Below are 26,223 nucleotides of genomic sequence, written 5' to 3' on the forward strand. Positions count from 1 at the left end.
CCCCGGTCAGTCGGAGCCCGCGCCCGCGGCGGCGGAAGCCGAGGCGGACGGGGATGCGGACGGGGACGTGGTCGACGGGGACGCGGTGGAACCAGAGGCTCCGCCTTCGGTCGCCTGGGGCGGAGCCGAGGGGACACCGCTCGGCGGGGCGGCGCCCGGGCCCCCCGGCCCCACACCCCCCTGCCCCTCGCCCTGCGGCCCTCCGCCCTGCGGTTGGCCACCGCCGGGCCCCGCGCCCGCGAACGGCAGGAGCTGCGACGGTGTGAGCGAGGTGCCCCAGCCCATGAAGGCCGCGCCGAGCACGGCCGCGTACCCGAGGCAGACGACGCCCAGGACGAGACCGATCCGGCGCAGCAGCCGGGCCCGGCGTCCGGAGTTGTCAACGAACACGGGCCCTTCGGCGGACTCGTTGCCACGTTTGCGGCGGCGACCGCGGGTGACGCGGCTTTCGATGGCAGGCTCGGAATGCATTCCCCGGACATTAGGCGGGCTTTATGTGCCATAAACTTGGGTTCTGATGTGAGAGACCCATGAGAAACGACCGAAGCTGTCCTTTCTCTGAGAGTTTCCGGGAACACCTGCGGAACTCGATCCGAGCGCCCATCATCGTGAGACGTTTGCTGCCGGGAAACGTACTAGGGGTTTGGACCTTTATGACCTCACGAGAACGGGAGCGTGCGCTATGAGGAGTCACCGGAAGCGGGCGGCGGTCGGACTGGGCTGTCTGCTCGCCCTGGCCACCACGGCCTGCTCCGAGCAGGGCGAGGCGGCCCGTCCGGCACCCCCGGCGTCGGCCGCGCCCAGCGCCTCGTCACCGGCCGAGTCCGAGTCCGGAACCTCGAGTACGACCTCGTACGCCCCGTACGTAGACGCCAAGGACGCCTCCGCCACCGACTCCGCGGGCTCCCCCACGACGTACAACCTGGCCTTCGTCCTGGCCGGTGGCAGCGGCTGCACCCCGCGCTGGAACGGCACGGACGCCCTCGGCGACGCGGCGGTGAAGTCCCGTATCGCGAAGCTCAAGGAGGACGGCGCCGAAGTCCGGGTCTCCTTCGGCGGCGCCTCCGGCAAGGAACTCGCGGCGGCCTGCGACAGCGCGTCGGAGCTGGCGGCGGCGTACGGCAAGGCTCTCGACGCGGCCGGTGCCACCCGGGCCGACTTCGACATCGAGGGCGACGAACTGGCCGACTCCGCCTCCATCGACGTGCGTTCGAAGGCGATCGCGCTGCTGCAGAAGGAGCGTACGGATCTGGAGGTCTCCTTCACGCTGCCCGTGATGCCCTCCGGACTGGGCAAGGACAGCCTGGCGCTCCTCGCGTCCGCCAACGACAACGGCGTACAGGTCGCCACGGTCAATCTGATGACGATGAACTACGGATCGTCGTTCGACGGCGACATGGGCGGTTACGCCCTCGCGGCCGCCAAGGCCTCGCACACCCAGTTGAAGAAGGTCTTCGGCACATCGGACGCGGCCGCCTGGCGGGGCATGGCCCTCACCTCGATGATCGGCGTCAACGACGTGGACGGCGAGACCTTCACGCTCGCCGACGCCACCGAGGTCCGTGCCTTCGCCGAGGACAAGGGCATCGGGTGGGTGTCGATGTGGTCGGCGGCCCGGGACCGCGGTTGCGCGGACGGGGCGAAGACCGACAAGGCGGCGACCGACTGCAGTGGTGTGAAGCAGAGTTCGGGGGCGTTCGCGGAGGCGTTCTCGGGCTGACGGTTCAACGAGGCACTTCAGAAGGCCCCTTCGAAAGGAGCCGGTCAGCGCCGCCGATGCACCAGCCGCCCCGCACACACCGTCGCGACGCACTCCCCGGCCTCGTCGAACACGGCGAGGTCGGCCCGGCCGGTCGGCACGAGGGCGGGCCGGCGCGTGGCGGGCAGGACGACGACGTCGTTGCGCTCGGCGGCGGCCCGCAGTTCCGCCGAGTCGACGTACTCCTCAAGGACCGCCACCGCGCCGAGCTTCAGCACCGCGTGGACGCGTTCGCGCGGGCTCGGGGCGTCCGGGAGCGGGCCCTCGTGGACGCGGGCGGGGCCGAGGGTCCCGGGCCAGCTGCGCACCCGGGCCTTCGGGAACGCCTCGCGCACGTCGTCGAGCTTCCCGACGGCACCGATCCGGTCCCGCCCGACGACCACGGCGCCGTTCTTCACGGCATCGGAGTCCCAGGTGACACGGACTGCTTCCGCCGTGTGGATCGTCTCCAACTCTTCCCCGCAGCGGCCTAGTTGGGGGCAAGCAGCTTGAGCTCGGGGTGAGCCGTGCCGCCCTCGATGGCCGTGGACGAGAAGTGCGAGACCACGCGGTCGTCGGCGGGGTCGTTCGCCGGGTCGTCGTGCACGACGAGGTGCTCGTACGTGGTCGCCCGCTGGGCGGGCACCCGCCCGGCCTTGCGGATCAGGTCGATGATCTCCAGCCGGTTGGAGCGGTGCTTGGCGCCCGCCGAGGACACCACGTTCTCCTCCAGCATGATCGAGCCGAGGTCGTCGGCGCCGTAGTGCAGGGAGAGCTGGCCGACCTCCTTGCCCGTGGTCAGCCAGGAGCCCTGGATGTGGGCGATGTTGTCCATGAACAGCCGCGCGATCGCGATCATCCGCAGGTACTCGAAGATCGTGGCCTGCGTACGGCCCTTCAGGTGGTTGTTCTCGGGCTGGTAGGTGTACGGGATGAAGGCGCGGAAGCCGCCCGTGCGGTCCTGTACGTCCCGGATCATCCGCAGGTGCTCGATGCGCTCGGCGTTGGTCTCGCCGGTGCCCATCAGCATGGTGGACGTCGACTCCACGCCCAGTCCGTGCGCGATCTCCATGATCTCCAGCCAGCGCTCGCCGGACTCCTTCAGCGGGGCGATGGCCTTGCGCGGCCGCTCGGGCAGCAGCTCGGCACCGGCACCGGCGAAGGAGTCGAGCCCGGCGGTGTGGATGCGCTGGATGGCTTCCTCGACCGACACCTTGGAGATCCGGGCCATGTGCTCGACCTCGGACGCCCCCAGGCTGTGGATGACCAGCTGCGGGAAGGCCTGCTTGATGGCGGCGAAGTGCTTCTCGTAGTACTCGACGCCGTAGTCCGGGTGGTGGCCGCCCTGGAACATGATCTGGGTGCCGCCCAGTTCGACGGTCTCGGCGCAGCGGCGCAGGATGTCGTCGAGGTCGCGCGTCCAGCCCTTGTCCTTGGCCTTCGGCGGGGCGTAGAACGCGCAGAACTTGCACGCCGTGACGCACACGTTCGTGTAGTTGATGTTGCGCTCGATGATGTACGTCGCGATGTGCTCGGTCCCCGCGTACCGGCGGCGGCGTACGGCGTCGGCGGCGGCGCCCAGCGCGTGCAGCGGGGCGTCGCGGTACAGCGCGAGCGCCTCGTCCGGGGTGATCCGCCCACCGGCGGCTGCGCGGTCGAGGATGGGCTGAAGGTCGGCCTTCTCGGTCACCGGGCGTCCCTTTCGTAAGGGTTGTGGACGGACCAGGCCAGCGTACGCCAGCGGGTGTGCGGACTGGACGTCAGGCCGTCGTGCAGGGGTCGCTCGGGCCGGACGTCAGGCCGTGTAGGCGCCCACGAGCAGTCCCAGCAGGGCGCCCGTGATCAGGAACGGCCCGAACGCGATCGCCGTCTTGCGCGAGGCCCGCCGCGCGACGACCAGGGCGCCGCCGTACAGGGCGCCCAGCAGGAAACCGGCGAAGGTGCCGAGCATCACGGTCGGCCAGCCGTACCAGCCGAGCACCGCCCCCGTGCCCAGGGCGAGCTTGACGTCGCCGAAGCCCATGCCGGCGGGGTTGATGAGGAACAGCACGAAGTAGCCGCCGCCCAGCGCGAGCGAGCCGAGCAGGGCGGTCGTCCACTCCCCCGCGTGCTCGGGCACGAGCGCGGTGAGGCCGAGCAGGGCGAGCGCGGCCCCGGCGAACGGGAGCGTGAGCGGGTCGGGCAGCCGCCGCACCCGGAAGTCGACGGCCGTCAGCAGGACCCCGACGGGGGCGAGCAGCAGCCAGACGCCGAGCTCGGGGCGGGTGCCGGTGGCGGCGGCGAGGGCGGCGCAGACGAGGGCGGTGGCCATGACCAGGGGGGTCGTACGGGGCCCGTATCCGGCGCCCTCACCCTCCGGACATTCCGGGCAGGTAGCCCGCCCCAGCCAGCCCTTGAGGGCATGCCCGCCGGGGCAGCTGTCGCGCCACGGCTCCCCCGCCGGGGCCGAGAAGCGATAGGCCGCGCGGGGCAGGAACGCTCCCGCCGCCGCACCCCAGAGCGCGGCGGCGACGATCAGCAGCCCGGTGTTCATCCCACCGCGGCGATCGCGTCGCGCCACGTCGGCAGCAGCTCGTCGAGCAGTGCCTCGGTGCGCGGCGGCAGCCCGCGGGCCCCGCTGCGGCCGATGAGGTCGGTGGCGAGTGCGGTGAGCTGGGACGTGTCGCCGGTGGCGTGGGTGGCGCGCAGCAGCTCGTGCCACAGGCGCTCGTCGGCCGGGGCGGTGCGCAGGGCCGCGTTGAGGGCCTCGATGGCCTTCTCCGCGCGGTCCCTCTCCATGTGGAACTCGCACAGCGCGAGCCCGGTGTCCGCGACCAGCAGCGGCAGCTGGGCGTCGACGATCTCGTGGGTGAGCCACCGGTAGCGGCCCTCGGGCCGGTCGGCGAGCAGCGGCCCGCGCACCAGGACGAGCGCGTCGGTGAGCAGCCGCCCGCGCACGGCCCGGCTGTCGACGCCCTTGCCCTGCGTGGCCTCGTGATAGAGCGAGCGCAGCACGTCCAGGTCGGAGACGACGGACGTGGCGAGCGTGAGCCGCCCGGTCCCGTCCCGGCCGAGGCGGGGCGTACCGTCCGGGTCGGCGCCGAGCCACACCCGCAGCCGGTCCAGGAGCGCGTCCCGTACGTCGTCGGTGACGCCGCGCGGCCACAGCGCCGAGGCCAGCACGCGCGGGTGCACGCCCTCGCGGTGCAGGAGCAGCAGGGCGAGCGCCTCGTGCAGCAGCGGGCTGCGCTCCCCGTCCGGGGTGTCCAGGCCGATGATCTCGTACGGCCCGACGAGACGGGCGTAGACCGCCGGCCGCCCGTGCTCGCTGATGTCGACGAGGAACGGCGGGGTGGTCACGGGTCCGTTCGTCTCACGCTCGGGGTCGGCGTCGGTGAACAGCTCGACCACGGCGCGCTGTTGGGCGGCGGGCAGCAACTGGGCGTCGAGTTCGAGCCCGAGGAGCGGTGCGAGGAGCTTGCCCTGGCCGGTGATCTCCATCTCCCAGGCGGCGCCCGGCAGATCGCCGGTCTCGGTGCCGACGAGGTAGCCGATGCCGAGGCGTCCGGCGTCGGAGGCGAGTTCGGCGAGCTTGACGGCGTCCTCGGCGGACGGATGGGCGGCGAGGAGGACCAGGTGCGGGGCCCAGCGGGTGTGCTGGGCGGGACCGGTGCGGCCGGTGAGCACGGAGTCGTGCCCGGCGGCGCCGAGCGCGCCCCGGCGCTGCCGCGTCTCGGCCTCCATGGTCTCGACGAGCGCCTCGATGTCCTCGAGGTGCCGGATCCGGTTCGGGGCGAGCGGCGTCAGGTCCTCGCCGAAGCCGACGAGCGTGATGGTCATGCGGTCGGACCAGCCGTTGGTCGCCAACTCGGCGGCGACGGACGCGAAGACGGCGGCCCTGTCGGCCTCCCGGCCGCTCAGCGAGACGATGCCGGGCACCGCCTCCAGGTTGAGCAGCAGCCGCGAGTCGTCCATGGTGCCGAGGCTGACGAGCCCCGGGTAGGGAGCGGCGGTGTCGACGTCCTCGTAGCGCTCGCCGTCGGTCCTGGCCAGCATCCAGAAGGTCTGGTCCTGCCCCTGCTGCCAGGGGGCGGGCGGCTTCCCGGCGGGCTGGGCGAGCTGGAGGTGCAGGTCGCCGTTGCTCAGCCAGGCCGCGTAGACGACCGGCAGCGCGCGCGACTCCTCGGCGAGGGAGGCGGCGAGCCCCCGCAGACTCCGGTCGAGCAGTCGTACGCCCTCGGGGTCGGCGCCGACGAGCAGTGCGTCCTGGACGTCCTGGGCGTCCCCGGTCGGCGTGGGCGGCTCCATGCCGCGCCGACCGCCGATGGCCCCGAACGCCGACTGCCACAGCGCCTGCCGGCGCCGCCGTCCCAGGGCGCCGAGAAGACCGGCGGCGAGGAGAGGGGCGGTGAGAAGCGCTTCAGGAAGACCGAAGGAGCTGTCGGACTCGGCGTCGACACTGGTGGCCTGCTGGTGCCCGGTGTCCGGGGCGGGCCGCTGCTCGGGCAGGGACACCTGGGAGGCGCCACCACCGGCGTGCTCGTGCCCACCGCCCTCGGCGCCGGAACCGCCTCCGCCCTGGGCGTGATCGCCGCTCTGGGCGTAGTCGCTGATCTGCTGCTGCACATCGGGCGACACGTTGGGCGCCTCGTCGGGCATCTCCACGAGGTCGCCGCCGCGCGCGTCGCCCGGCATCTCCATGATCCAGCCGGGCCGGATGAGACTGGCCTCGGAGAGCTTGGAACCGTCCGGCTGCACACGGTCCTTGTTGAGGTCGAAGATCTCCTTGTAGCGACGCCCGTCACCGAGGTGCCGGTCGGCTATCTCCCACAGGGAGTCGTGGTGACGCCCCTCGGGCGGCTGGATCCGGTAGTACTTCGTGTCGCCCTGCTTGGCGGTGCTGCCGCCGGCCTCCGCGTGCGAGGCGGCGTGCGAGGCCTGTTCGGCGAGGGCGGAGGCGGTGTCGGCGGCCTGCTCCTGCTGCTGGGCGAAGAGACCGCCCGGGGTCTGCTGGGCCGCTGCCACGGTGGGCTTCTGGTTGGCGTCGTACGTCTGCCCGAGCTGCGACAGCCCGGGCGCGAAGCTGGCGGCCGTGGCGCCGACGAGCAGGAGCGCGGCGACGAGTTGCCGCGCGAGCAACTGACTGGGCCCGGCGCCCGGCACGCGTCCCGGCACACCGACCCCGGACAGCGCGGCCTTCATCTCGACGAGCACGCAGGCGGTGAACTGCGCCCACGCCAGCCACACCACGACGGTCAGGATGTTCAGGAACGTCTGAACGGTGATCTCTTGCTGCAGCCAGTCGAGGCTCGGCACCCCGTTCGGCAACGGCCACCCGATCTGCGTGGCCAGCGCGCCCGGCACGCCGACGAGCAGAACGGCCAGCGCGACGAAGGCGAAGAACGCCTTGACGAAGTCCCCGAACGACCGCCGCCGGATCCTCACCGGCTGCGGCGTCCGATTCCTCGGGGCCGTCGCTCCCGTCGTACTTCCCGTCGAGCTTGACGAGCTTGAGGTGCGGCGTCGCGGCATGGCGGGTGTCCTGGGGTCGTGTGTGGAGTGCCGTGAGGCAGAGCTGTGAAGTAAGGGGTGTGCTGAGCCTACAGAGATCTTATGGACTCTTTTTGGGGTCGTCGAAGGACGCAGGGAAGGAACCTTGCCGACGTCCGATTTGCCCCTGTAGTGGGTTGGAGTCGCGCGGGCGGCCGGACCACCGGAACGACCCCCTTCGCAATTGCCACGCACACCCCTCACGCACTCCACACAATCCACCACGGCCACTCAAGGGGCCACACACAGCCCCTGATAGCTTCGTTCCCTGTCGCACACGCCAACCTCGGGGGAGAATCCGTGGCCCGCCGCGCTCTGACCACCACCGCTGCCGTGTTCGCTACCACGGCGGCACTTCTGCTCACCGCATGCGGTGACGGTGACGACAAGCCGTCGGGTGACATCGAAGGAGCGGACACGGCGGCAAGCCCGTCAAATTCCGCCTCGGCATCGACGCCCTCGGGAGTCAAGCGCCCCGAGGTCACCCTCCCGAGCAGCTTCCGGTTGACCTTCAAGAACTGGACGAGCAGCGACCCCGACGAGCAGGCCGTACTCAACGACGGCAAGGAACAGCTCCGAGCCGGTTACGCGGCGATCATCGAGAACAAGCCCGACGGCGGTAACGCCCTTGCCTTCTACGACACGGAAGCCGGCCTTTCCCAGGACCGTGAGTGGCTCAAGTCCTACACGGACAAGAACGTCACCGTGATCGGCGAGCTCCCTGTCTTCGACCCTCAGGCCACGCTCTTCGCGAAGAAGACCAAGGCGCAGCTCAGGTACTGCACGGACGAGAGCAAGGCACAGACGAAGCACCGAAAGACGGGCGAGACGGTCGGGAATCCTCAGGGGACCGACCCCCAAGTGGCCTACGTCGTCACGATGCAGAAGAGCGAGCAGGGCGTGTGGCAGACCGTGTCCACGAACTCGACGAGGGGCGGTTGCTCCTGATGACGCGGTGCAAGGGAGCCGTGACCGCGATGGTCGGGACGGCTCTGACGGTCGCCCTCTCCACCGCTCCGGCTCATGCGGTCGGCGTGGGAAACGACAAGAAGCCCTCCGGCGGCGACACCGCGGGAGGCGCCGGTAGCGACGGAACCCTCTCGGCCTCCGTCTCCGACATCCAAGTCTCCTACCCCGAGGGCGGAGACGGCGGCGGCAAGAAGGGGAACCTCGGCACCGTCGACCCCAATTGGAAGCCACCCGCCTGCTGGTACGAACCGGCCATGACCTCCGAGCAGCTGAAGAAGTTCGTGGACACGGACAGCGGCGGCGATGTCGGAATCCACCATTCCTGGTGGGGCAAGGGGCTGTGGACCGACCACTACAGGGACGGCAAGCCCGCGGAGAATTTTGATCTGCACTCGCCCAAGAACAGCGTCTCCGAGGGGTACAAGAACTACAACCTCGGCAAGGACGGCTACTTCTGGCGCGGTGTCGCCCCCGACCCCGACGCCTCCGACTCCTGGGACTGCGGCCGCATCATGTTCTGGGTCGACGCCGACGAGGTCCCGGACGACCCGAACGCGCCCACCCCGCGAACACTTGCCGAGTACTCCTACGACAAGGTCAAGGTCCCGGAGACGAAGGTCGACCTGAAGCCGGAGGGCAAGTCCGTGGTCAACCTGCCCACATGGGTGTGGCTGGACAAGGGCACCTTCAAGGACGTCAAGGTCCGCGCCGAGCTCCCGAACACGGGCCTGTGGGCGGAGACGACCGCCAAGCCGGTCGCCCTTCACCTGGAGCCGGGCACGGAGGACGCCGAGACCTTCCCCGCCTCCGGCGACTGCGCGATCAACGACGACGGCAGCATCGGCACCCCGTACACCAAGGGCAACGCCGAGAAGACCCCGCCGTGCGGCATCCGCTACCTCCACGCCACGAACGGCACGCCGTACCAACTCTCCGCCAGCGTCACCTGGCAGATCACCTGGGAAGGCTCGGGCGGCACCGGCGGCGACCTGCCCGACGGCACGTTCGAGACGACTCAGGACATGAACGTCCAGGAGATCCAGTCGGTCAACCGCTGACCACCGGACTCCAGGGCGTTCGCAACCGCCACGTCACACTCCTCACCTTCCCCACACAATCCACCCCTGCCTCTCAAGGGCCGATTCCCCTCCCCTGGTAGCTTCGTTCCCTGTCGCGTACACCGAAACCACGGGGGAGATCAACAGTGGCCCGCCGCGCACTGACCACCGCTGCCGCAGCGTTCACCACGGCGGCGGCGCTGCTTCTGACCGCCTGTGGAGGGGGCGACGACTCGTCGTCGGACGACATCAAGGGGGCGGGCAACGGCTCGAGCAGCAGCCCTTCGGCCTCCGCGTCCTCCGCGGCACCCGGCGTCAAGCGCCCGGATATCAAGCTCCCCAGCAGCTTCCAGCTGACGTTCGCGAACTGGACGAGCAGCGACCCCGTGGAGCAGGCGGTGCTCGACGACGGCAAGGAACAGCTCCGGGCGGGGTACGAGGCGATCATCGAGAACGATCCCGCCAGCAAGAACCGCGCCTTCTACGACACAAAGAACGGCTTCCTGCAGAGCCAGCAGTGGATCAGGACCTACACGGACAAGAACCTCACCGTCATCGGCAAGTTGCCCGTGTTCGACCCCAAGGTCACCCTCGCCAAGGACAAGGCGGCGGCGTCCCTCTCCTACTGCACCGACGAGAGCAAGGCCTCCACGAAGAACCGCAAGACCGGCGAGGTCAAGGGGAACCCGGCGGGCACTGACCCCGAGGTCCTCTACGTGATCTCCATGGGCAAGAACGCCCAAGGTGTGTGGCAGGCGGTGTCCGCCCACTCGGAGCGGGGTGGCTGCGCACAGTGAGGTCCTCACACGCCCGGCCCTTCACGGTCCTCTCGCTCACCGTCGCTCTCCTCGCACCCGTGCCTGCGGTCGCCCTCGGCGGCGAGGGCAGTTACGGCGGCGGAGCCAAGAACAACGAGATATCCGCTTCCGCCTCGCAGTCCCGGATCAAGGTCACGCAGACCAGCGGCCCCACCGGCGGCAAGCAGGGCACCGTCGCATCGACGGACACCAACTGGAAGCCACCGCCGTGCTGGTACGAGCCCGTCTTCACCCCCGAGCAGCTGAAGAACTTCTCGGAGAACGACGGCAGCGGTGACGCCGGTCTGCGCGACGGCTGGTACGGCTCGGAACTCTGGACCGACCACTTCAGGGACGAGAAGGACGCCGTCACCATCTTCACGAAGCCGGGCACCGTGAAGGGGTACAAGAACTACAACCTGGGCAAGGACGGCTACTTCTGGCGCGGAGTGGCTCCGGACGTGACCGGGATCGATGACACGTCGCTGTGCAGCCGCCTCATGTTCTGGCAGGACGCCGGCGAGATCCCCGACGTGCCGAACGCCCCCACGCCCGAGACACTCGCCGACTACGCCTACGACAAGGTCAAGGTCCCCGAGACCGAGGTGGAGCTGAAGCCGGCCGCCAAGTCGACGGTGAACCTCCCCACCTGGGCGTGGCTGGACAAGGGCACCTTCCAGGACGTCAAGGTCCGCGCCGAGCTCCCCGGAACGGGCCTCTGGGCGGAGACGACCGCCAAGCCCGTCGCCCTGCACCTGGAGCCGGGCACGGACGACGCCGAGGTCTACCCGGCCTCAGGCGACTGCCGGATCAACGACGACGGCTCCATCGGCACCCCGTACACCAAGGGCAACGCCGACAAGACCCCACCCTGCGGCATCCGCTACCTCCACGCCACCAACGGAACCCCCTACCAACTCTCCGCCAGCATCACCTGGCAGATCAGCTGGGAAGGCTCCGACGGCTCCCGAGGCGACCTCCCCGACGGCACCTTCGAGACCACCCAGGACATGAACGTCCAGGAGATCCAGTCGATCAACCGCTGACGGGACCAGGCAGAACCACTAGTTCACGAGGTCGTCCGAGAACGGTTCCTCATGCGTTCCCCAGTGGAATCTGTAGGTGCCCCCTGCCGCGTCGAAGGCAACGCCGAGCCCACGGTCCGGAAGGCCGAATTCCTGCCGGAGCCAGCCGTCCATGGCCAATGCCGCGACTTCCGAGCGGAAATGAGCCAGGGGAAAGTCGAACGACGTAACTCTGACGCAGAGTCCTTCCGGGTGCCGCGACGCCAGATCGGTTGCGTGCACCGCGAGGCCGAAGGAAAGCCAGGCCGCGTCCCGCCAGTTGACTCCCGGGGGTAGCGCCAAGCGCACGCTCCGGTCGATTTGCAGATGGACGTCACCGTCGGCGGGCGCGCCGCACTCCGCCGTCAGGTCGGCGGCGAGCCCGCCCAGCGGGCTGCGGAACCGGTATTTGTAGGTGCTGCTCACAGTGCCCGTTCCTAGAATTTCAAGAGGTGGAATACCGACTTGCTGAAGATGTTCTCTGACTGCCCCATTCCTGTAGGGGCCCGTACATAGTCATAGTCATGCGGAAGTCCCTCACCCCAGAGTCGGCTGTGCTTGTCCGCGAATTCGGTCGCGGCGTCCTCACCGATCTCGTGGAGGTCGATCTTCTTCATGTTCGCGAAGTCCCCCGCACTGACCCTGAACGGCATGACCTCGACCTCGGCTCCGCGACCGCGCAGTCTCTCGGCGTAGCGTTCGGCATCGGCACGCGACTCCCACGAATACACGCCTTCTCCGTAGTGTCCACGGTTCTCGGCCGTAGGCCAGGGCGTCCCGTCTCCTCGGAGGCGTGTGGCGTTCTCGGCATCCTGAACCGTGAAGAACTCATGGTAGTCGGGGGCCAGGCCCAGGCTGTCGGACCGAGTGAGCGGACTGGTGACGTAGGTGACCGGGTTCGGCGCCGGCTGCAGGCCCAGCGGATCGGGCGAGACGTATCGCGCGCTCTCGGGGTCGTAGTGCCGGAAGTAGTTGTAGTGCAGCCCGGTCTCGGGGTCGAAGTACTGGCCCGGGAAGCGAAGCGGCGTGTACGCGGTGCTGTCGGCCGCCCAAGCCGTGCTTCCCCAGACCGTGCTGCGCGTCCGCCACGCCACCTCGCCCGCCTCGTCGACGAGTTCGCGCGGTGTTCCGATGAGATCCGTGACGATGGCGAAGAAGCGCAGGTCGATGTCGTCCTGGGGGCTTCCCGTGCCCTCCGGCGCGGTGATCCGCTCCGTCTGGCACACGGGGCGGCGTCCTTGATGGTCCCAGGTGAGCGTGACCTGGTGGGGCAGCCCCTCGCCGGCGGTGGTCTGTTCGCAGAGGGTGGAGCCGTCCCAGGCGAAGTCGGTGCGCTCGGCCACCGTTTCACCGTCCGCCGCCATACGCAGCTTGGCGGTTCGGCGCCCGAGCGGGTCGTAGATGTAGCGCCACGTCGTGCCGTCGGGGGTCCGGACCGACGTCAGGCGATCCTCCGCGTCCCAGGCGTAGTGCCATGTGTCGGGCTTGCGGGAGAGGCGGGTCTTCTGGCGCACGACGACACGGCCCAGCCCGTCGTGTTCGTACCGCACCCGGCCGGCGTGCGTGATCCTCGTTCCGTCGTAGGAGCGGGGGCCGGTCGCCTCGTGGCTGGGGTGGCTGTCGGGCCAGGCGGCATGGGTCTGGTTGCCCGCCTGGTCATACGCGTACGTCTCCGACCAGTTCCGCGCGTGCACCGCGGTGACCCGGCCGACCGCGTCCAGATCGAATCGCTGCCGCCCCGCGAGCTGATCGTCGATTCCTACCAGATTGCCGTCCGCCCGGTAGAGATAGGAGCGGTGCTGAACCGATCTGCCGTCGATTCCCGTCACGGACTGGGCGGTGAGGCGCCCCAGCTCGTCGAACGTGTGCGCCAAGGTGACGGTGTCTGCGATGTGCCGGGTGGTCTCACGGCCGACGGCGTCGTAGGCGAAGTCGATGCCGCGGTCGGCGCAGACCAGCCGGGAGGCGCGGCCGGTCTCGTCATAGGTCCACGTGCTCGTCGTGCCCGCCGGGGTCGTGCGGCTGGTACGACGTCCCAGTTCGTCGTGTGTCCAGGCGACCGTGCGCCCGTTCACGGTCTCGGAGACGAGCCGGCCCAGGCGGTCCCGGTGCAGGACCACGGTGGCGTCGGGGCCCGCCGCTTCGACGAGTTCACCGACGGAGTCGTAGGCGAACGTCGTGACCCGACCGGCCGCTTCCTTGCGTGTCACGCGTCCGAGCACGTCGCGCTCGTAACTCGTCGTCTCGCCCAGAGAGTTGGTACGGGTGCACAGACGTCCGGCGGCGTCGTGTGTGTAGGTGAGGGTACGGCCGTCGAAGTCCTTCTCCGCTGTCAGGCGGCCGACGGCATCGTAGGTGTAGGTCCACGTCGAGCCCTGAGGGTCGGTGACCTCGGCCAGACGTAGCCCGGCGTCGTAGTCGAATTCGTAGCGGACGCCGTCGGGCCCGGTGCGGGCGGACAGCCGGTCGAAATGCGTGTACTCGTAGTGGGAGACGAGGCTCATCGCGTCGACATGGGTGACGCGGTTGCCCTCTCCGTCGTACTCCCAGCTCTCTGTGGAGCCGTCCGAGGCGATACGCCGGGCGAGGTGCCCCTCCACCGTCCACTCCAGACGGATCACGGCTCCGGTGGCATCGGTGACGCTGGTCGGTCTGCCGAAGGCGTCCCTCACGCACTCCGTTCTTCTGCCCGACGGATCGGTCGTCGACAGCGGCAGCCCGGCTGGATCGCACTGGACCCGTGTCACGTGGCCCAACGCATCGATGACCGAGGTCCGGCGGCCCCCGGCGTCATGGGTGAAGCGGGTAGTGCTTCCCGCGGGGTCCGTGATGGATTTCCGATTGCCGCAGTCGTCGTACGTCAGGTGATGGGTCAGCCCGTCGAAACCTGTGATGGTGACCGGCAACCCGAGCTCGTTGTAGTCCGCCCGGCTCTCGCAGCCGTCAGGACGGACGATGCTGAGTGGCTGATCGTTCTCGTTGTTCTCGATCCGTGTGGTCCGGTCGAGGGCGTCGGTCCAGGACTGCAAACGGTGGTACGTGTCGTACGTCGTTCGCGTGACCGCTCCGAGAGCGTCGATCTCGGCGACCACCTGGCACCGGTCGTTGGTGACGAACCGGGTGCGGGCGCCTTCGGCAGTCGTGAGGGTGGTGATGCGACAGTCGGGCCAAGCGGAGTCCTCGCCGTCGTATTCGAGGGTGATGGTGAGGTGGCCGGCCTCACCGCCTTCGGCCGTGCACCGGTCCTGATCGTCGTAGGCGTAGTCGTAACTGCGGTTGTTGGAGTCCGTCCAGGAGGTGACGCGCAGGCGTTCGTCGTAGGTGAACCTCAGCGACAGTCCGGAGGAGTTGACGGACTCCGTGAGATTGCCGTCGGTGTAGCGGTAGCGCTTGATGACGACGTCCGTGCCGTCCTCGGCCGCGCCTGCCAGGCTGAGGGCCGTGACGCGGCCTTCGTCGGTCTCGAGCTTGAGGTGGTACCCACCGGAGTGGCGGAGGGCGACAGGAGCACCCTGATCGTCGTAGTCGAAGGTGATCGTGTGCTGGTTGCGGTCGGTGATGGAGGCCAGAAGCGCGATGCCGTCGGTGGTCGGGCGGGAGAAGTGCCGCGCCTGACCGGTCAGCGGGTCGGTGACGCGATAACTGCCGTCGTCGAGGCGGATGAGGGGCCGACGAGGCCCTGACTCCGGCAGCACCGCTGCCTGTGGTGCGGCGGGGTGGGGGTAGGCGAGCAGCAGGCCGTCCTCGGTGACGAAGACAACGCCCTCTTCATCGACCTCGAGGCGCTGGTCGATCGTGGAGGACCAGGTGGGGCCGAACCACCAGCCGCAGCGGTAGTCAGAAGCGACACGACGGGTGAACGCCAACGGCAGCAGACCCGGCAGCTCCACATCGGCCTGTGGCAGGAACATCGTGCCCGTGGCCATGTCGACGGGGTCGCTCCCCTTGGAACGTACGACGTTCTTGAGCCGGTCGTAGGCACCCTTCGCTCCGTCCGCGATCATGCCCCGGGCGTTCTTGCCCAGGCCACGCACGGCGAGCCCCATCCCCTTCAGCCCACCTCTTAGACCCTTCATCGCGGCCATTCCGCCCTTGAGGCCCTTGGCCAGGCCGCCCAGAGTGGTGAGACCCGTCATCCCCGGTATGCAGTCCAGGGCCGCGAGCCCCACGTCCCATAGGGACGCCTGCCCCTTGGAGTATTTGTAGAGCGAGTCGGCGAGCACCACGAGCCCCGCGATCAGCACGATCGCGCCCAGGATCGGCCCGCCGATGATCATCGCCACGATCCCGACGACCGCGACAACGACCTTGCACACCGCGACGATGGTGTCCCAGTTGTCGGTGAACCAGTCGCCGACCTCCTCCCACCACGAGCGGTTCTGAATGCCCGCGTCCGAGGCCTCGTCGATCTTCGACTTCGCCTCACGGGCCGCCTCGTCGCGCATTGTGCGCGCGTCCGCGGCCATCTTCTTCGCCGCCGCGAGAGCATCCTGCGCGTCGGAGACATCCGACTGCGCCTTCGACTGGGCCGACTTGGCGTGCTGCACATCGCGGGTGGCGGCGCGGACCTTCGCCTCGTCCGGCTTGTCCGCGTCCGACTTGCTGCCGGTGGGGTCGTCCTTGTACTTGTCCGCCTCCTTACCGGCCCGCGTCACCCACGAGTCGGCCGAGGTCAGCTTCGACTGGGCCGAGGACAGGTTGTCGCGCGCCTCACGGCCCTTGACCAGCGCCTTGTCCGCCAGGGACTGGGCACGCTCCAGCTTCGGCCAGAAGTCAGAGAGCGCGTCACCGCACATCTCATAGGACTTCTTCAGCTTCTTGAGGTTCTTCGGGACATCCGCGAAGTCCTCCTTGAACACGTCCGCGGACTTGCCCGCCCACTCCAGGAGCGTGCCCTCACCCGCCATACCCTTGACCAGACGCAGCGCGTCGGAGACATCGTCGGCGAAGTCGTGCAACTGCTTCGCAAGCGAGCGCACCCTCTGCGGATCACCCGGCGTCGGGTCCTTGTCCAAGTCCAGGACATGCCAGTCCGCCGGCCTGTGCCCCGCCATACCGCAACCCCCGTCACGCGCACATCAACGTCAACAATCGTATGCACACGTGAACTTACAAGGCACAACCGTTCGACGGAAAGATCAGCTCACGGTACGGTCAGACGGGATCTGGGTGTCGGACACATTGGGGGACTGTCAATGGGCAAGGGCAAGAGCGACCTCGCGCTCCCGCTGACGGAGCTGGAGGGCTATGGGCGTCGGCTTCGTTCCCTCAAGACCCGTCTGAATCACACCAAGAAGCTCTTCGAGTCCTACAAGGACGACATCGGCGACGGCAGTGTCAATGACGCGCTCGGGGATTTCGAGTCCAACTGGGAAGACGGGCGTGAGGACATCACGCAGCAGCTCGATGCGTTGGCGAGTATGTCCGATGCCGTGGTGCGCGAGTTCAAGAAGCTTGACGACGAGCTCGCCAAGAAGGCGAACGACGCGATGAAGACCGAGGACAAGCGGGGCGGTAAAGGCGGTAAGGGGGACAGCGGGGGGAAGTAGACCGCTGCCCGAGAGACATGAAAAGGCCCCGGATCCGGAGATCCGGGGCCTTTCGCGCGCCTGCGTCAGGAAGCGACCGCGGCGTTGAGGTGCAGGTCCGCCGCGATGCCCTGGGGCGAGACGGAGAGGCCCGCGCCCCCACCGAGGCCGGCGTTGAGGCCGGCGGCCGAGGTCTCGACGTAGAGACCGGCTGCGGCACCGGCACCCGCGGCGGCACCGGCCTGGCCACCGGCGACGGCGTCCAGGTCGAGGTCGGAGATTTCGGCCGTTTCGACCTGAGGAGCGAGGTTCATGGCGCGCATTTCCCTTCGTAACAGCAATTCGCGATGGCGGAGTTCACCCTGAATCCCGCAAGCGGGACTGATGACCGGCGATCTGCGCCCATCGATCAAAGCACGCAGGGGATGAAGCGACCAGTCACCCGATGCCCGTGCACGACGACATTCGCTCCTCGAATTCATCAGTGTGCCAACGCGCTCACGAAAAGGTCGAACTCCTTCACACAACCAACAGGTCTGCCGTGCCGCCATACGGCCGTCGCGCCGCAGGCACAACGAGGCATCTGGGTGCGCGAGTTTTCCGTACGGCGCCTCGGTGAACTCTGTGCAGGTCTGCTGGATTTTCCGGAACGACCGCACTCCGGACGCCGGGCTGGGGGTCATACTCCGGCCTCGCCATCACCCGCTCTTGCCCCTTCCGTAACATGGCACAGCCCCCACAAGATCCGGAAGGACTCCTCCCCCATGGACGCACTGTCGCCCGACGACGCCCACGAGATAGCCGGTTACCGACTCAGGGCGCGGCTGGGCGAGGGCGGCATGGGCATGGTCTACCTGTCGCACACCCGGGGCGGTCAGCCGGTGGCGCTCAAGGTCGTGCGGCGGGAGTACGCGCAGGACTTGGAGTTCCGCAAGCGCTTCTCCCAGGAAGTCGCGGCCGCGCGACGGGTTCAAGGGCCGTACACCGCACCCGTCCTCGACAGCTTCACCGACGGTCCCGAGCCCTGGCTCGCGATCGGATACGTCCCCGGTCCCTCTCTCGCCTCCGCCGTGTACCAGCACGGGGCGCTGCCCCTGCGTACGGTGTTGCAGCTGACCGCCGGGATCGCCGAGGCGCTTCAGACCATCCACGCGGCCGGCGTCATTCACCGGGATCTCAAGCCTTCCAATGTGCTGCTGGCCTCGGACGGGCCGCGTGTCATCGACTTCGGCATCGCCCGTGCCGCCGACACGACCGCGCTGACCGGTACGGACGTACGGCTCGGTACGCCTGCGTACATGGCGCCCGAGCAGGCCATGGGCGGTGACGTCACGCCTGCCCTGGACGTCTTCGCGCTCGGCCTGGTCGCGTTCTTCGCGGCGACCGGCCGGCATCCGTTCGGCGAGGGGGCCTCGCACGCGCTGCTGTACCGGATCGTCTCCAACGAACCCGGTCTCGACGCCTGTCCGGATGAACTGCGGGGCGTCATCGCCGGCTGTCTGGCCAAGGATCCCGGCGCCCGGCCCACTCCTGAGCAGATCATCGAGGCGTGCCACACGCTGGCCGGCACGCAGGGGTTGATCCGGCACGAGGGCTGGTGGCTGCCCCCGGCCGTGCAGGAGCAGATCAGCCGGCAGGAGGAGACGCTTCGCCTGCACTCCTCTCCCGCGCCGGCCGCTGCCGGCCCCTCACCGGCGCCTCAGGTGCCCACCCAGCCGGGAGTGCCCCCTCAGGCCGCGTTCGCGGCCGCCGTGCCCACACGGCCCGCGCACTCTCCGGCCGACGCGTTCATGGCCGCGGCTCCCACCGCACCCGCGTACTCCCCGCAGCCGGCCGCGGCACCCGGAGCCATGGCCTCGGCCCCCGGCGCCGCGGCGTCGGCCCCCGGCGCCACGGGGGCGGCCCCCGGCGCCACGGGGGCGGACCGTCCCGCCACATCGCGTCGTACACCGCTGATCGCCGCACTCGCCGTCGTGGCGGCGCTGGCGGTGGGTGGCGGCTCCGTCGCCGCCTACCAGGTGCTGACGGACGACTCGCGGGACACCACCGCTTCCGGCGACACCCAACGCGCTACCGGCGGCGCCGACCCCGCTGCCGACGCGGCCGCCTCTCCCAGCGCGACACCCACCAGCGAGGACGGCCCGAAGTCGGAAGCCGGCTGGCAGATCAGCGCGCGGGACAAGAGCCTCGTGCTGCGGGCGCCGAAGTACACGCCCACCGCGGAGGACATCGGGTCGGGAACGATGTGCAGGCCGTCCGACGCCACGATCCTCGACATCAACGACCTGAGCGTGGAGACCGGTGCCGGCTACGTACCGTCCTCCGGCGGCTGGCTCACCTACACGGACTGCCCCGACCCCATCAAGGTGAACGGGATCCGGCTCGCCGACGACGAAGGCTCGTTCGGCACTACCACGGAGCGGCGGCCCACTCCCACCGCGTGCCGCGACTCCGCCCTCGGGGGCACGCTTCCCAACCCCATCCCCCTCAGCCAGATCAGGAACGACTCGGTTCTCAAGTCAGGCACCGGCCTCTGTGTCGTGTCCGGCGAGGGTGCCGTCACTCACCTCTGGATCACCAAGGTCAACGCGGGGGCCGATGACAACGACCGGCTTCGTACGTACGTAGCGACTGCCACTCAGTGGAAGCCCGAGTAGCAGTCGTCGTCCGGGGCGCGGCTCAACCGTCAGTCGGCCACGAGTAGGTTCAGCCCGAGAGCGGCGGCTCCGAGGACGAGGAGAAACAGCCCGGAGCGCAGGAACACCGGTCCCACGAGGGTCACCGAGGCGGCCTGGCTCGTGATGGTGTTCCAGTCCCGCAGGCGGCGGACGTCCGCCGCACTGGCCCACCAGAAGCCGGCACCGATCACAAGGAACATCGCACCGAGGAGGCCGGCCAGAGCACCGCCGACGGACAGGAGGTCTTCTCGGGCGCTGCCGTCGGTGATGCTGAAAGCCGCCACGGCGAGCGGTATCACGCTCAGCAGGCCGAAGGTCATGCCTCGCCTCGCGACCTCCGTCGGCCGCAGCCGTGGGAGCATCACGCCGTCCTGGTCCAGAGCCATGGCCAGCACCCTAGCCCGCCCGGCCCGAGCAGCCGCAACGCCCCTGGCCGCCACCACACCGAGGGTCCGCGGACTCTACGCGCCCCGCCCCGGCGGCCTCCTGGCCCGAGACTCGGTGCGATCAGGCACGCTTCACGCACGTCGCCGGGATCTGACCACCCCGGACGATGTACCAGTCCGTCCCCCACCGCCCGCAGGCGCGGTACCGCGGTTCCCCGCGGTTGAACGTCATGACGCAGCTGCGGAGTCGGTCCCCCCTGTACACGTAGTGGTGCACAGGGCTGTTCGGCCGGGCGGAGAACTCGTCCTTCCCTGGTCGGCGTACGGCCACCTTCTTGCCTGTCACCGTCAGCCAGACGCACCTGTCCTGCGGGACGGCCGGGGCGGACGGGGCGGACGGGGCGGACGGGGCTGCGAGCGCGTCGGCGGCGGGCAGTGCGGTGAGGAGCAGTGATCCCGCGAAGGCGGTCACGAGGGCGGAGTTGATCAAACGCTTCATGGCCGGACCAACGGCGGGCGACACCGGCCGCAACGGGTGCCGGCCGTGGGTTCACCCGCAGTGGTGGCCGCTCAGCCGACCTCGTTCTCCGCCACCGCCTGGCCGCGGACGATCACGTCACCGCCGTAGAACATCCCGGTGAAGACCGGGGCGTAGGTGAGCTGGACCTCGACCTGCACCTGGTCCGCGTCGGCCGCCACGCAGTGGGTCGCCGCGATGTCCGGGCCCGTCATGTCCATCTCGCGGGCGAAGGCCTTCACACGGGCATTGCAGTTCCCGAAGTTGATCGGGGCCGGGCCGCCGCCCTCGTTCTCGTAGAGGGCGTCGAGGTCGATGTCCTGGGCGGCGTAGCGCGCGGCCTGTTCGGCGATGTCCGCGGCGCGTTCGCGCTTGGAGATGGACAGTCCGCCGTCGATGACGAAGGCCGAGAGCGAGATGAAGACGAGCGCGAAGATGATGACCGCGCCGGCGCCGGAGCCCCGGTCGTCCAGCCGCTGGCGGCGGGACGACAGCCAGGCGCGGAAGGCGGTGCTCTTGAAGGCCGGGGCCAAGACCGGGTTCAAAGCCGGGTGCAACGCCGGGTGCAACGCCGCGTTCGGGTCCGTGTTCAAGGGCGTGTTCAACTCCCTCAGCCCGCCTTCCTCTTGAAGGGATCCAGCGGTGCCGTGAAGGAGCCGGACATATTGGTCTTGATGTCCAGGCCGACCATCGCCAGGCCGCGGACCTCGCAGCTCACCTCGACGGAGAACAGATCGGCGTCGGCGAAGCCCGCGCTGGTCTTGGTCACGCTCACCGGGCCCGTGCAGACGTCCGTGAGGTCGGCCTCGGCCGCCTTGCGCGCTTCCGCCATGGCGTTGCCGACGTCCCACTGGAGCGATCCGGCCCGGGCCGCGTCACGCGCGGCGCCGTCGATCGCTCCCCGTCCCTCGACCATCTGGCCGAAGGCCACCAGGACGAGGATGAAGAGGATCATCACCGGCGCGAGGATCACGACCTCGACCGTGGAGAGGCCTCGGTCGTCCCGCCGTGCCTCGACCGCGGACCAACGGTCCCGCAGGGAAGAGACCTTCACCTAGTTCCCCTCATCCCGCACGAACCGCTCCACCGGTCCCACCGACTGCGCGTGCACGGTCATGTCCAGCCCGGGGAACACCGTCGGGACCCGGGCCGTGATCTCCACGCCCACCGTGTTCTGTTCCGGCTGGACCAGCGCGACGTCGGGCGACAGCACCAGGTTGGGGCCCAGCTGCCTGATGTAGCTGTCCACCACGTCGCGCGCCTCGCCCCGCCAGGCGCCCGGCTGTTCGTCGGCCGTGGCGCGGGCCTTGCGGGCTCCGGCCTGGGCCGCGGCCTGGGCCACGTGGTCGGCGAAGAAGTACAGCGCGAACTGCACCGTGGCGAAGATCATGAAGAAGAGAACCGGGGTGAGCAGCACGAACTCGATCGCGGTCATGCCGGAGTCACCGCGGGTGGCCGCCGACTTCCGTACGGCCTCCGCTCTGCGGTGTACCCATCTGCCCACGCTCACGCGCAACCCCGTCAACCCCGTTGTCCGTACGTCGCTCAGCAGGTGCCGCTCTGGTTGGCGCCGTTGATGCAGTTCTCGACCTTCTCGGCACCACCCTCCAGCGCGCGGTTGATGATCGCGGCGACGACGCCGACGATCGCCACCACGACGGCGGAGATGATGACCCACTCGACGGCGGAGGCACCGCGGTCGAGTTCGCCGGACCGGGCACGCTCGACGCGCCCCTGCAGGAAGACGACCAGGAAGTCCACCGCCGGGATGCCCGTGTGGAAGTTGCGTCCGTTCATGGGAGGTAGTCCTCTCAATTCAGCTGGTTCTATGGGCAGTCGGTTGGGCAAGCAGCTTTCACACCTGGAACACCCGCATCGCCGCGGGGTAGATCAGGAACACCAGGAAGCCGGCGCACAGCAGCAGCTGGGCCACGAGCATCGACTGGGACTTCTCGCCCGCGCTGCCCTCGATCTCGGCGAGCTCGCGGTGCCGCATGGTCTCGGCGCGGGACGCCAGGGACTCGCGCACCTTGGCACCGTCGTCCGCGACCAGGGCCAGGGAGGCGGAGAGGTCCTTGAGCTCCTCGACGCCGATCTCCTCGCCGAGCTGGCCGAGTGCCTGCCACTGGCTCATGCCGGTGATACGGGCGTCGGACAGGGCGTTGCGGATGCGCTGGTTGGCCCAGCCGTCCGAGACCTCGGCCGCCGCCATCAGGGCCTCCGGCAGACCGCGTCCGCCGGCCAGGCTCATCGACACCAGGTCGAGGTACGCGCCGATCACGCGCCGCAGGTCGCGCCGCTTCTCGGCGGCGTCCCGCCGTACCTCGAGGTCGGGCAGGAAGAAGAAGATGGCCGCGAACAGCAGCGCCAGCCACACCGGGATGATCGGGCTCTTGCCGATGCCCAGGGTCAAGACGATGGCGAACAGGAACGGCCCGAAGAACATACCCGCCACACCCAGCAGCACCTTCGTCGCCAGGAACTTCTCCCAGCTGCGGTCCAGGACCGCCAGGTCCGCCCGGAGCGAGCGCTGCTCCCAGCCCTGCTGCATGTAGAACTCGGCGACGCGCTGGCCGACTTCGGCCCGCAGCGAGCCGAGACGGCCCGTGTCCGCCTGCGTCCGGGCGGACTCGTACGCCGAGCCGCGCGCCCGCATCGCGTCGATCCTGGCGACCTGTGAGATCGCGCTCCGCTTCGACGGCATCAGGGCGCGTACGAGGACGTAGATGCCCAGGCCGATGACCGCGCCGACGACGATCGGCATCGTCAGATCGTTCATCGCTGTACCCCCTCTTCCGGCTGGAGCGACTGCTGCCCGGGCGGGCGGGGCCGGACGAACTGGACCGAGGCCTCGTCCCGGACGAGGAAGCGCTCGGGCGTCTCGATGGTGGACAGCTTGCGCAGCCACCAGAAGCCCATGGCGAACAGGGCGCAGACGCCGGCGAGGACGACCTGGCCGAGCGGGGAGCCGTACGGCTCGACGAACTCACGGTTGAAGATCGACAGGCCGAGGACGAAGGCCACCGAGACGGCGACCACGATCTGCACCGACCGCCGTGTGGAGGCCCGCTGCGACATCACGCGCTGCCGCATGTCGACCTCCTCGCGGGCCGACTTGGCGAGGGCGCCGAGTACCTGGCGCAGGCCGGGGCCGCGCAGGCGGGCGTTGAGGATCAGGGCCGCGACGATGATGTCGGCGGAGGCGTCGTCGATCTCGTCGGCGAGTTGCTGGAGCGCCTCGGGCAGCGGGGTGCGGGCGCGCAGGCGGTCGACGAGGGCGTCGAGGTGGGGGCGCAGGACCGGGGCCGCGGCGCGGGCGGAGGCCGGGATGGCCTGTTCGAGGCCCACCGCGCCGGCGATGGTGTCGCGCAGGGACTCCGTCCAGGAGGCGAGGGCCTCCACGCGGCGCATGGCGGCCCGTTCCTCGCCGGCGCCGCCGAACAGGCGGTCCCAGAAGAAGACGAGGACGCCGGCCGCGATGCCCGCGACGGCCCAGCGGGTGAGCAGGAGGACGACGAGGCCGACGATGGCCGCGAGCGAGCCGCGCTGTCCGGCGAAGCGGATGAGTTCGCTCGCCCGCTCGGCGGCCTTCTGCTTCTCGTGGTCGGGCTTGACGGGCAGGCCGCGTACGGCGAGGAGCAGGAGCGCGATGCCGCCGCCGACGGCGACGCCACTGCCTATCGAGTACAGGACGGTGGTGGAGAACAGGCCGCCCATGGAGCCGAGCGAGCCGAGTGCCGCGAGAGTCGTGGTCATCCCTGTCACCCCCAGGTCCCGGTCGGCCGGTAGCCGTGTGCCATCAGTTCCTCCAGGCAGGCGATGGGGGCGTGCGGCACGACCCGGCCGTCGGGAGCCTCCGCGAAGACCTCGCTGGACAGGACGCGTCCGTCGACGCCGTTGACCTCGCGGACGGAGGTGACCATGCGCTGGAGGCGGCCGCCGTTGCCGTAGTTGTTGCGCCGCTGGATGAAGACGACGAAGTTCACCGCGCCCGCGATCAGCATCTGGCTGGCCTCGATGGGCAGCCGCTCGGAGGCCTGCAACGCGTAGGTGGAGATACGGTTGAAGACCTCGTGGGAGCTGTTGGCGTGGATCGTGGACAGGGAGCCGTCGTTGCCCTGCGACATCGCGTTGAGCATGGTGACGATCTCGTCGCCGAGGACCTCACCGACGATGACGCGCGAGGGGTTCATACGCAGCGAGCGTCGCACCAGCTCCGCCATCGAGATCATGCCCTGGCCCTCGGAGTTGGGCAGGCGTTCCTCGAAGGCGACGACGTTGGGGTGCAGGTCGGCGAAGGTGTCGAGGCCGAGTTCCAGGGCCCGTTCGACGGTGATGAGGCGCTCGTTCGGGGGGATCTCGTTGGCGAGGGCCCTCAGGAGCGTGGTCTTGCCGGCGTTCGTGGCGCCCGCGATCATGATGTTCTTGCGGGCGCGGACCGCACAGGCCATGAAGTGGGCGACCTCGGGCGTCACCGTGCCGTTGCCGACGAGGTCGGAGATGAACACCTTGCCCATGCGCGCACGGCGGATGGACAGGGCGGGGCGCCGGGTGACGTCCATGACGGCCGACAGTCGCGAACCGTCGGGCAGCCGGAGGTCGAGCTGCGGGTTGGCCGAGTCGAAGGGGCGGGAGGACAGACCCGAGTACGCGCCGAGCACCTGGATGAGCTCGATGAGCTCCTCGTCGGTCTCGGCGACGGGGTCGGCCGTCACCTCGCGGCCGTCGGCGTATCCGACGAAGACCTGGTCGTAGCCGTTGATGTCGATGTTCTCGACGTCGGGGTTGTCCAGCAGCGGCTGGAGCCGGCCGACGCCGAACAGCGCGGCGTGCACGGCGGCCGCGTACTGCTCCTCGGTCTCGGCGTCCAGCGGCGTACGGCCCGCGTTGATCTCGGCGCGGGCGTACTCCTCCAGTATCTGGGCTATGACGGCACGCGCGTACTGCCGCTCGTCCTCCGTGGACATCGGAGTGACGTTGTTGACCTGGTCCTGTCGGCGCTGCTCGGCGATACGGTCGCCGGCGTCCTGGCGGAACCGCTTGACCAACTGGTGGTCGACAGCGGTCATGCGCCGGCCCCCGCGTGGCCCTGCATCTGGCCCGGGTGGTGGTGCTGGGCCTGGTGGGCCTGGTTCGCCTGGGCGGAGGCGGCCCAGGCGGCGCCGTACTGCTGGTAGATGTCGGCCGCGACCTTGCGGGCCGAGCGGATCAGCAGCGACTTGTCGAGCCGGCCGCGCCTGCGGCCCGCCAGCTGGTCGGCGCCGGCCGGGTCGTCGGCGATGGTGCCGACCACGCGGGCGCCGGTCTGGGCGTGCACGAGCATGTCGTTGACCTGCGAGGCGAGCTTCGCCGCCGTGCCGGTGTCGGCGATCAGGACGACGCCGATCATGGGATTGCCGAGGCTCGCGGCGCCGCGCGATCCGCCGTGCAGCTTGCCGGCGAGGGCGGCGGCGCGGTCGCGGACCCGGGCGATGGCCTCGGGCTCGGTGCGCGAGATGAGCAGCACGAGCGAGGCGTGCGGGAACAGTTCGACGGCGGGGGTGTCCCCGCTGACGCGTCCGCAGTCGGCGATGACGTCGGCGGCGGCGTTCGGGGAGTCGGCGAGGGAGGCGAAGGCGTGGCCGAGGGTCGGCCACAGTCCGGCGAGGCCGGCCGCCTGCTCGGCGATTCCGAGCCCGACGAGCACCTCGAGGCCGCCGCTCAGGGGCTGTACGTGGTCCCAGAGCTGGTCCGGCGCGAGTCCGCGGCGCGCGGTGGCGGCGATGGACAGCATGCCGGTGTTGGGGTTGAGCGGCCCGCCGTGCGCGGCGGCACTGCGGTAGACGAGGTCACCGCCCGCCGGGTCCGCCTCGGCGAGCAGGACACGGCGCGGCCAGACCGCCGAGAGAGCGACGGCCGCGGTGGTGACGCCGGGGGAACCCTTGTCGGCGGCGAGAGCGATGAGCGCCATGGGGTGGGT

At 69.7% G+C, this 26,223-nt stretch carries 25 protein-coding genes; 7 read left to right on the top strand and 18 right to left on the bottom strand.

Translation table 11 applies throughout. The features are described 5' to 3' along the window. Window positions 1–6: 6 nt before the first annotated feature. Complete coding sequence (locus tag KJK29_RS14835) at window positions 7–471, bottom strand: hypothetical protein (RefSeq protein ID WP_215119591.1); 465 nt, start codon at window positions 469–471, stop codon at window positions 7–9. A gap of 211 nt (window positions 472–682) precedes the next feature. On the opposite strand from KJK29_RS14835, the gene KJK29_RS14840 reads away from it, so the two are divergent. Beyond that, window positions 683–1,720, top strand: coding sequence for a chitinase (locus KJK29_RS14840; RefSeq protein WP_215119593.1), 1,038 nt, complete (start codon window positions 683–685; stop codon window positions 1,718–1,720). Window positions 1,721–1,764: 44 nt separating this feature from the next. On the opposite strand, the gene KJK29_RS14845 is transcribed toward KJK29_RS14840, so the two are convergent. From KJK29_RS14845 to KJK29_RS14860, 4 genes are all read right to left on the bottom strand, one after another. Continuing rightward, complete coding sequence (locus KJK29_RS14845; RefSeq protein ID WP_215119594.1) at window positions 1,765–2,211, bottom strand: hypothetical protein; 447 nt, start codon at window positions 2,209–2,211, stop codon at window positions 1,765–1,767. Window positions 2,212–2,228: 17 nt separating this feature from the next. Then, window positions 2,229–3,428 carry a cyclic dehypoxanthinyl futalosine synthase gene (gene mqnC / locus KJK29_RS14850; RefSeq protein WP_215119597.1) on the bottom strand — a complete coding sequence of 400 codons (1,200 nt, stop codon included), beginning with the start codon at window positions 3,426–3,428 and terminating at the stop codon, window positions 2,229–2,231. A 105-nt stretch (window positions 3,429–3,533) separates the two neighbouring features. Continuing rightward, window positions 3,534–4,271 carry a prepilin peptidase gene (locus tag KJK29_RS14855; protein WP_215119598.1) on the bottom strand — a complete coding sequence of 246 codons (738 nt, stop codon included), beginning with the start codon at window positions 4,269–4,271 and terminating at the stop codon, window positions 3,534–3,536. After that, window positions 4,268–7,249: a BTAD domain-containing putative transcriptional regulator gene (locus KJK29_RS14860; RefSeq protein ID WP_215119599.1), complete on the bottom strand. Its 2,982-nt coding sequence runs from the start codon at window positions 7,247–7,249 to the stop codon at window positions 4,268–4,270. Before KJK29_RS14860 ends, KJK29_RS14855 begins: the two co-directional genes overlap by 4 nt. Before the next feature lie 318 nt (window positions 7,250–7,567). Here KJK29_RS14860 and KJK29_RS14865 point away from each other — a divergent pair, with 318 nt between their 5' ends. The 4 genes from KJK29_RS14865 (at window position 7,568) to KJK29_RS14880 (ending at window position 11,137) form a co-directional block, all read left to right on the top strand. Next, on the top strand, window positions 7,568–8,215 hold the full coding sequence (locus KJK29_RS14865) for a hypothetical protein (RefSeq protein ID WP_215119601.1): 648 nt from the start codon (window positions 7,568–7,570) through the stop codon (window positions 8,213–8,215). Beyond that, window positions 8,215–9,294, top strand: coding sequence for a hypothetical protein (locus KJK29_RS14870; protein WP_215124287.1), 1,080 nt, complete (start codon window positions 8,215–8,217; stop codon window positions 9,292–9,294). Before KJK29_RS14865 ends, KJK29_RS14870 begins: the two co-directional genes overlap by 1 nt. A 146-nt stretch (window positions 9,295–9,440) precedes the next feature. Further along, entirely contained in the window at window positions 9,441–10,091 is a 651-nt protein-coding gene (locus KJK29_RS14875) for a hypothetical protein (RefSeq protein WP_215119602.1), read from the top strand. Continuing rightward, the gene (locus tag KJK29_RS14880) at window positions 10,088–11,137 is read left to right on the top strand and encodes a hypothetical protein (RefSeq protein ID WP_215119604.1); all 1,050 of its coding nucleotides are present in this window, start codon (window positions 10,088–10,090) and stop codon (window positions 11,135–11,137) included. The genes KJK29_RS14875 and KJK29_RS14880 overlap by 4 nt, the downstream gene beginning before the upstream one ends. A gap of 18 nt (window positions 11,138–11,155) precedes the next feature. Here KJK29_RS14880 and KJK29_RS14885 read toward each other — a convergent pair whose 3' ends face one another. Continuing rightward, entirely contained in the window at window positions 11,156–11,581 is a 426-nt protein-coding gene (locus KJK29_RS14885) for a hypothetical protein (RefSeq protein WP_215119606.1), read from the bottom strand. An 11-nt stretch (window positions 11,582–11,592) separates the two neighbouring features. Continuing rightward, window positions 11,593–16,209: a DUF6531 domain-containing protein gene (locus KJK29_RS14890; protein ID WP_215119609.1), complete on the bottom strand. Its 4,617-nt coding sequence runs from the start codon at window positions 16,207–16,209 to the stop codon at window positions 11,593–11,595. Between the two features lie 141 nt (window positions 16,210–16,350). On the opposite strand from KJK29_RS14890, the gene KJK29_RS14895 reads away from it, so the two are divergent. Continuing rightward, window positions 16,351–16,704 carry a hypothetical protein gene (locus KJK29_RS14895; RefSeq protein WP_215119611.1) on the top strand — a complete coding sequence of 118 codons (354 nt, stop codon included), beginning with the start codon at window positions 16,351–16,353 and terminating at the stop codon, window positions 16,702–16,704. Window positions 16,705–16,769: 65 nt separating this feature from the next. On the opposite strand, the gene KJK29_RS14900 is transcribed toward KJK29_RS14895, so the two are convergent. After that, window positions 16,770–16,997 (bottom strand): hypothetical protein, encoded by a 228-nt coding sequence (locus KJK29_RS14900; RefSeq protein WP_215119613.1) that lies wholly within the window; start codon window positions 16,995–16,997, stop codon window positions 16,770–16,772. Between the two features lie 450 nt (window positions 16,998–17,447). Between KJK29_RS14900 and KJK29_RS14905 the strand changes: the two genes are divergently transcribed. Next, on the top strand, window positions 17,448–19,340 hold the full coding sequence (locus KJK29_RS14905; RefSeq protein WP_215119614.1) for a serine/threonine-protein kinase: 1,893 nt from the start codon (window positions 17,448–17,450) through the stop codon (window positions 19,338–19,340). A 29-nt stretch (window positions 19,341–19,369) separates the two neighbouring features. On the opposite strand, the gene KJK29_RS14910 is transcribed toward KJK29_RS14905, so the two are convergent. From KJK29_RS14910 to KJK29_RS14955, 10 genes are all read right to left on the bottom strand, one after another. Further along, the gene (locus tag KJK29_RS14910; protein WP_215119616.1) at window positions 19,370–19,747 is read right to left on the bottom strand and encodes a DUF6336 family protein; all 378 of its coding nucleotides are present in this window, start codon (window positions 19,745–19,747) and stop codon (window positions 19,370–19,372) included. A gap of 121 nt (window positions 19,748–19,868) precedes the next feature. Then, the gene (locus KJK29_RS14915) at window positions 19,869–20,246 is read right to left on the bottom strand and encodes a hypothetical protein (RefSeq protein ID WP_215119617.1); all 378 of its coding nucleotides are present in this window, start codon (window positions 20,244–20,246) and stop codon (window positions 19,869–19,871) included. A 71-nt stretch (window positions 20,247–20,317) separates the two neighbouring features. Continuing rightward, entirely contained in the window at window positions 20,318–20,797 is a 480-nt protein-coding gene (locus tag KJK29_RS14920) for a TadE/TadG family type IV pilus assembly protein (protein WP_215124288.1), read from the bottom strand. Between the two features lie 77 nt (window positions 20,798–20,874). Then, complete coding sequence (locus tag KJK29_RS14925) at window positions 20,875–21,318, bottom strand: TadE/TadG family type IV pilus assembly protein (protein ID WP_251057804.1); 444 nt, start codon at window positions 21,316–21,318, stop codon at window positions 20,875–20,877. Further along, a complete protein-coding gene (locus tag KJK29_RS14930) occupies window positions 21,319–21,699 on the bottom strand; it encodes a TadE family protein (RefSeq protein ID WP_215124290.1) in 381 nt (126 codons plus the stop codon). 110 nt (window positions 21,700–21,809) lie between these two features. Continuing rightward, window positions 21,810–22,061 (bottom strand): hypothetical protein, encoded by a 252-nt coding sequence (locus KJK29_RS14935; RefSeq protein ID WP_086600464.1) that lies wholly within the window; start codon window positions 22,059–22,061, stop codon window positions 21,810–21,812. 58 nt (window positions 22,062–22,119) lie between these two features. Next, a complete protein-coding gene (locus KJK29_RS14940) occupies window positions 22,120–23,043 on the bottom strand; it encodes a type II secretion system F family protein (protein ID WP_215119619.1) in 924 nt (307 codons plus the stop codon). After that, window positions 23,040–24,020 (bottom strand): type II secretion system F family protein, encoded by a 981-nt coding sequence (locus tag KJK29_RS14945; protein WP_251057805.1) that lies wholly within the window; start codon window positions 24,018–24,020, stop codon window positions 23,040–23,042. Before KJK29_RS14945 ends, KJK29_RS14940 begins: the two co-directional genes overlap by 4 nt. A gap of 5 nt (window positions 24,021–24,025) precedes the next feature. Further along, window positions 24,026–25,333 (bottom strand): CpaF family protein, encoded by a 1,308-nt coding sequence (locus KJK29_RS14950; protein ID WP_215119620.1) that lies wholly within the window; start codon window positions 25,331–25,333, stop codon window positions 24,026–24,028. Continuing rightward, window positions 25,330–26,214 (bottom strand): hypothetical protein, encoded by an 885-nt coding sequence (locus KJK29_RS14955; RefSeq protein WP_215119622.1) that lies wholly within the window; start codon window positions 26,212–26,214, stop codon window positions 25,330–25,332. Before KJK29_RS14955 ends, KJK29_RS14950 begins: the two co-directional genes overlap by 4 nt. Between the last annotated feature and the right edge of the window lie 9 nt (window positions 26,215–26,223).

This window comes from Streptomyces koelreuteriae (assembly GCF_018604545.1).
GTDB classification, from domain to species: Bacteria; Actinomycetota; Actinomycetes; order Streptomycetales; family Streptomycetaceae; genus Streptomyces; species Streptomyces koelreuteriae.

Excerpts from the sequence above, each read along its gene's own strand:
- KJK29_RS14895 (WP_215119611.1), top strand. The coding sequence starts at position 16,351 with ATGGGCAAGGGCAAGAGCGACCTCGCGCTCCCGCTGACGGAGCTGGAG.
- KJK29_RS14950 (WP_215119620.1), bottom strand. The coding sequence starts at position 25,333 with ATGACCGCTGTCGACCACCAGTTGGTCAAGCGGTTCCGCCAGGACGCC.
- KJK29_RS14910 (WP_215119616.1), bottom strand. The coding sequence starts at position 19,747 with ATGGCTCTGGACCAGGACGGCGTGATGCTCCCACGGCTGCGGCCGACG.
- KJK29_RS14840 (WP_215119593.1), top strand. The coding sequence starts at position 683 with ATGAGGAGTCACCGGAAGCGGGCGGCGGTCGGACTGGGCTGTCTGCTC.
- KJK29_RS14935 (WP_086600464.1), bottom strand. The coding sequence starts at position 22,061 with ATGAACGGACGCAACTTCCACACGGGCATCCCGGCGGTGGACTTCCTG.
- KJK29_RS14890 (WP_215119609.1), bottom strand. The coding sequence starts at position 16,209 with ATGGCGGGGCACAGGCCGGCGGACTGGCATGTCCTGGACTTGGACAAG.
- KJK29_RS14900 (WP_215119613.1), bottom strand. The coding sequence starts at position 16,997 with ATGAACCTCGCTCCTCAGGTCGAAACGGCCGAAATCTCCGACCTCGAC.
- KJK29_RS14835 (WP_215119591.1), bottom strand. The coding sequence starts at position 471 with ATGCATTCCGAGCCTGCCATCGAAAGCCGCGTCACCCGCGGTCGCCGC.
- KJK29_RS14955 (WP_215119622.1), bottom strand. The coding sequence starts at position 26,214 with ATGGCGCTCATCGCTCTCGCCGCCGACAAGGGTTCCCCCGGCGTCACC.
- KJK29_RS14870 (WP_215124287.1), top strand. The coding sequence starts at position 8,215 with ATGACGCGGTGCAAGGGAGCCGTGACCGCGATGGTCGGGACGGCTCTG.
- KJK29_RS14945 (WP_251057805.1), bottom strand. The coding sequence starts at position 24,020 with ATGACCACGACTCTCGCGGCACTCGGCTCGCTCGGCTCCATGGGCGGC.
- KJK29_RS14915 (WP_215119617.1), bottom strand. The coding sequence starts at position 20,246 with ATGAAGCGTTTGATCAACTCCGCCCTCGTGACCGCCTTCGCGGGATCA.
- KJK29_RS14905 (WP_215119614.1), top strand. The coding sequence starts at position 17,448 with ATGGACGCACTGTCGCCCGACGACGCCCACGAGATAGCCGGTTACCGA.
- KJK29_RS14855 (WP_215119598.1), bottom strand. The coding sequence starts at position 4,271 with ATGAACACCGGGCTGCTGATCGTCGCCGCCGCGCTCTGGGGTGCGGCG.
- KJK29_RS14860 (WP_215119599.1), bottom strand. The coding sequence starts at position 7,249 with ATGCCGCGACGCCGCACCTCAAGCTCGTCAAGCTCGACGGGAAGTACG.
- KJK29_RS14940 (WP_215119619.1), bottom strand. The coding sequence starts at position 23,043 with ATGAACGATCTGACGATGCCGATCGTCGTCGGCGCGGTCATCGGCCTG.
- KJK29_RS14930 (WP_215124290.1), bottom strand. The coding sequence starts at position 21,699 with ATGACCGCGATCGAGTTCGTGCTGCTCACCCCGGTTCTCTTCTTCATG.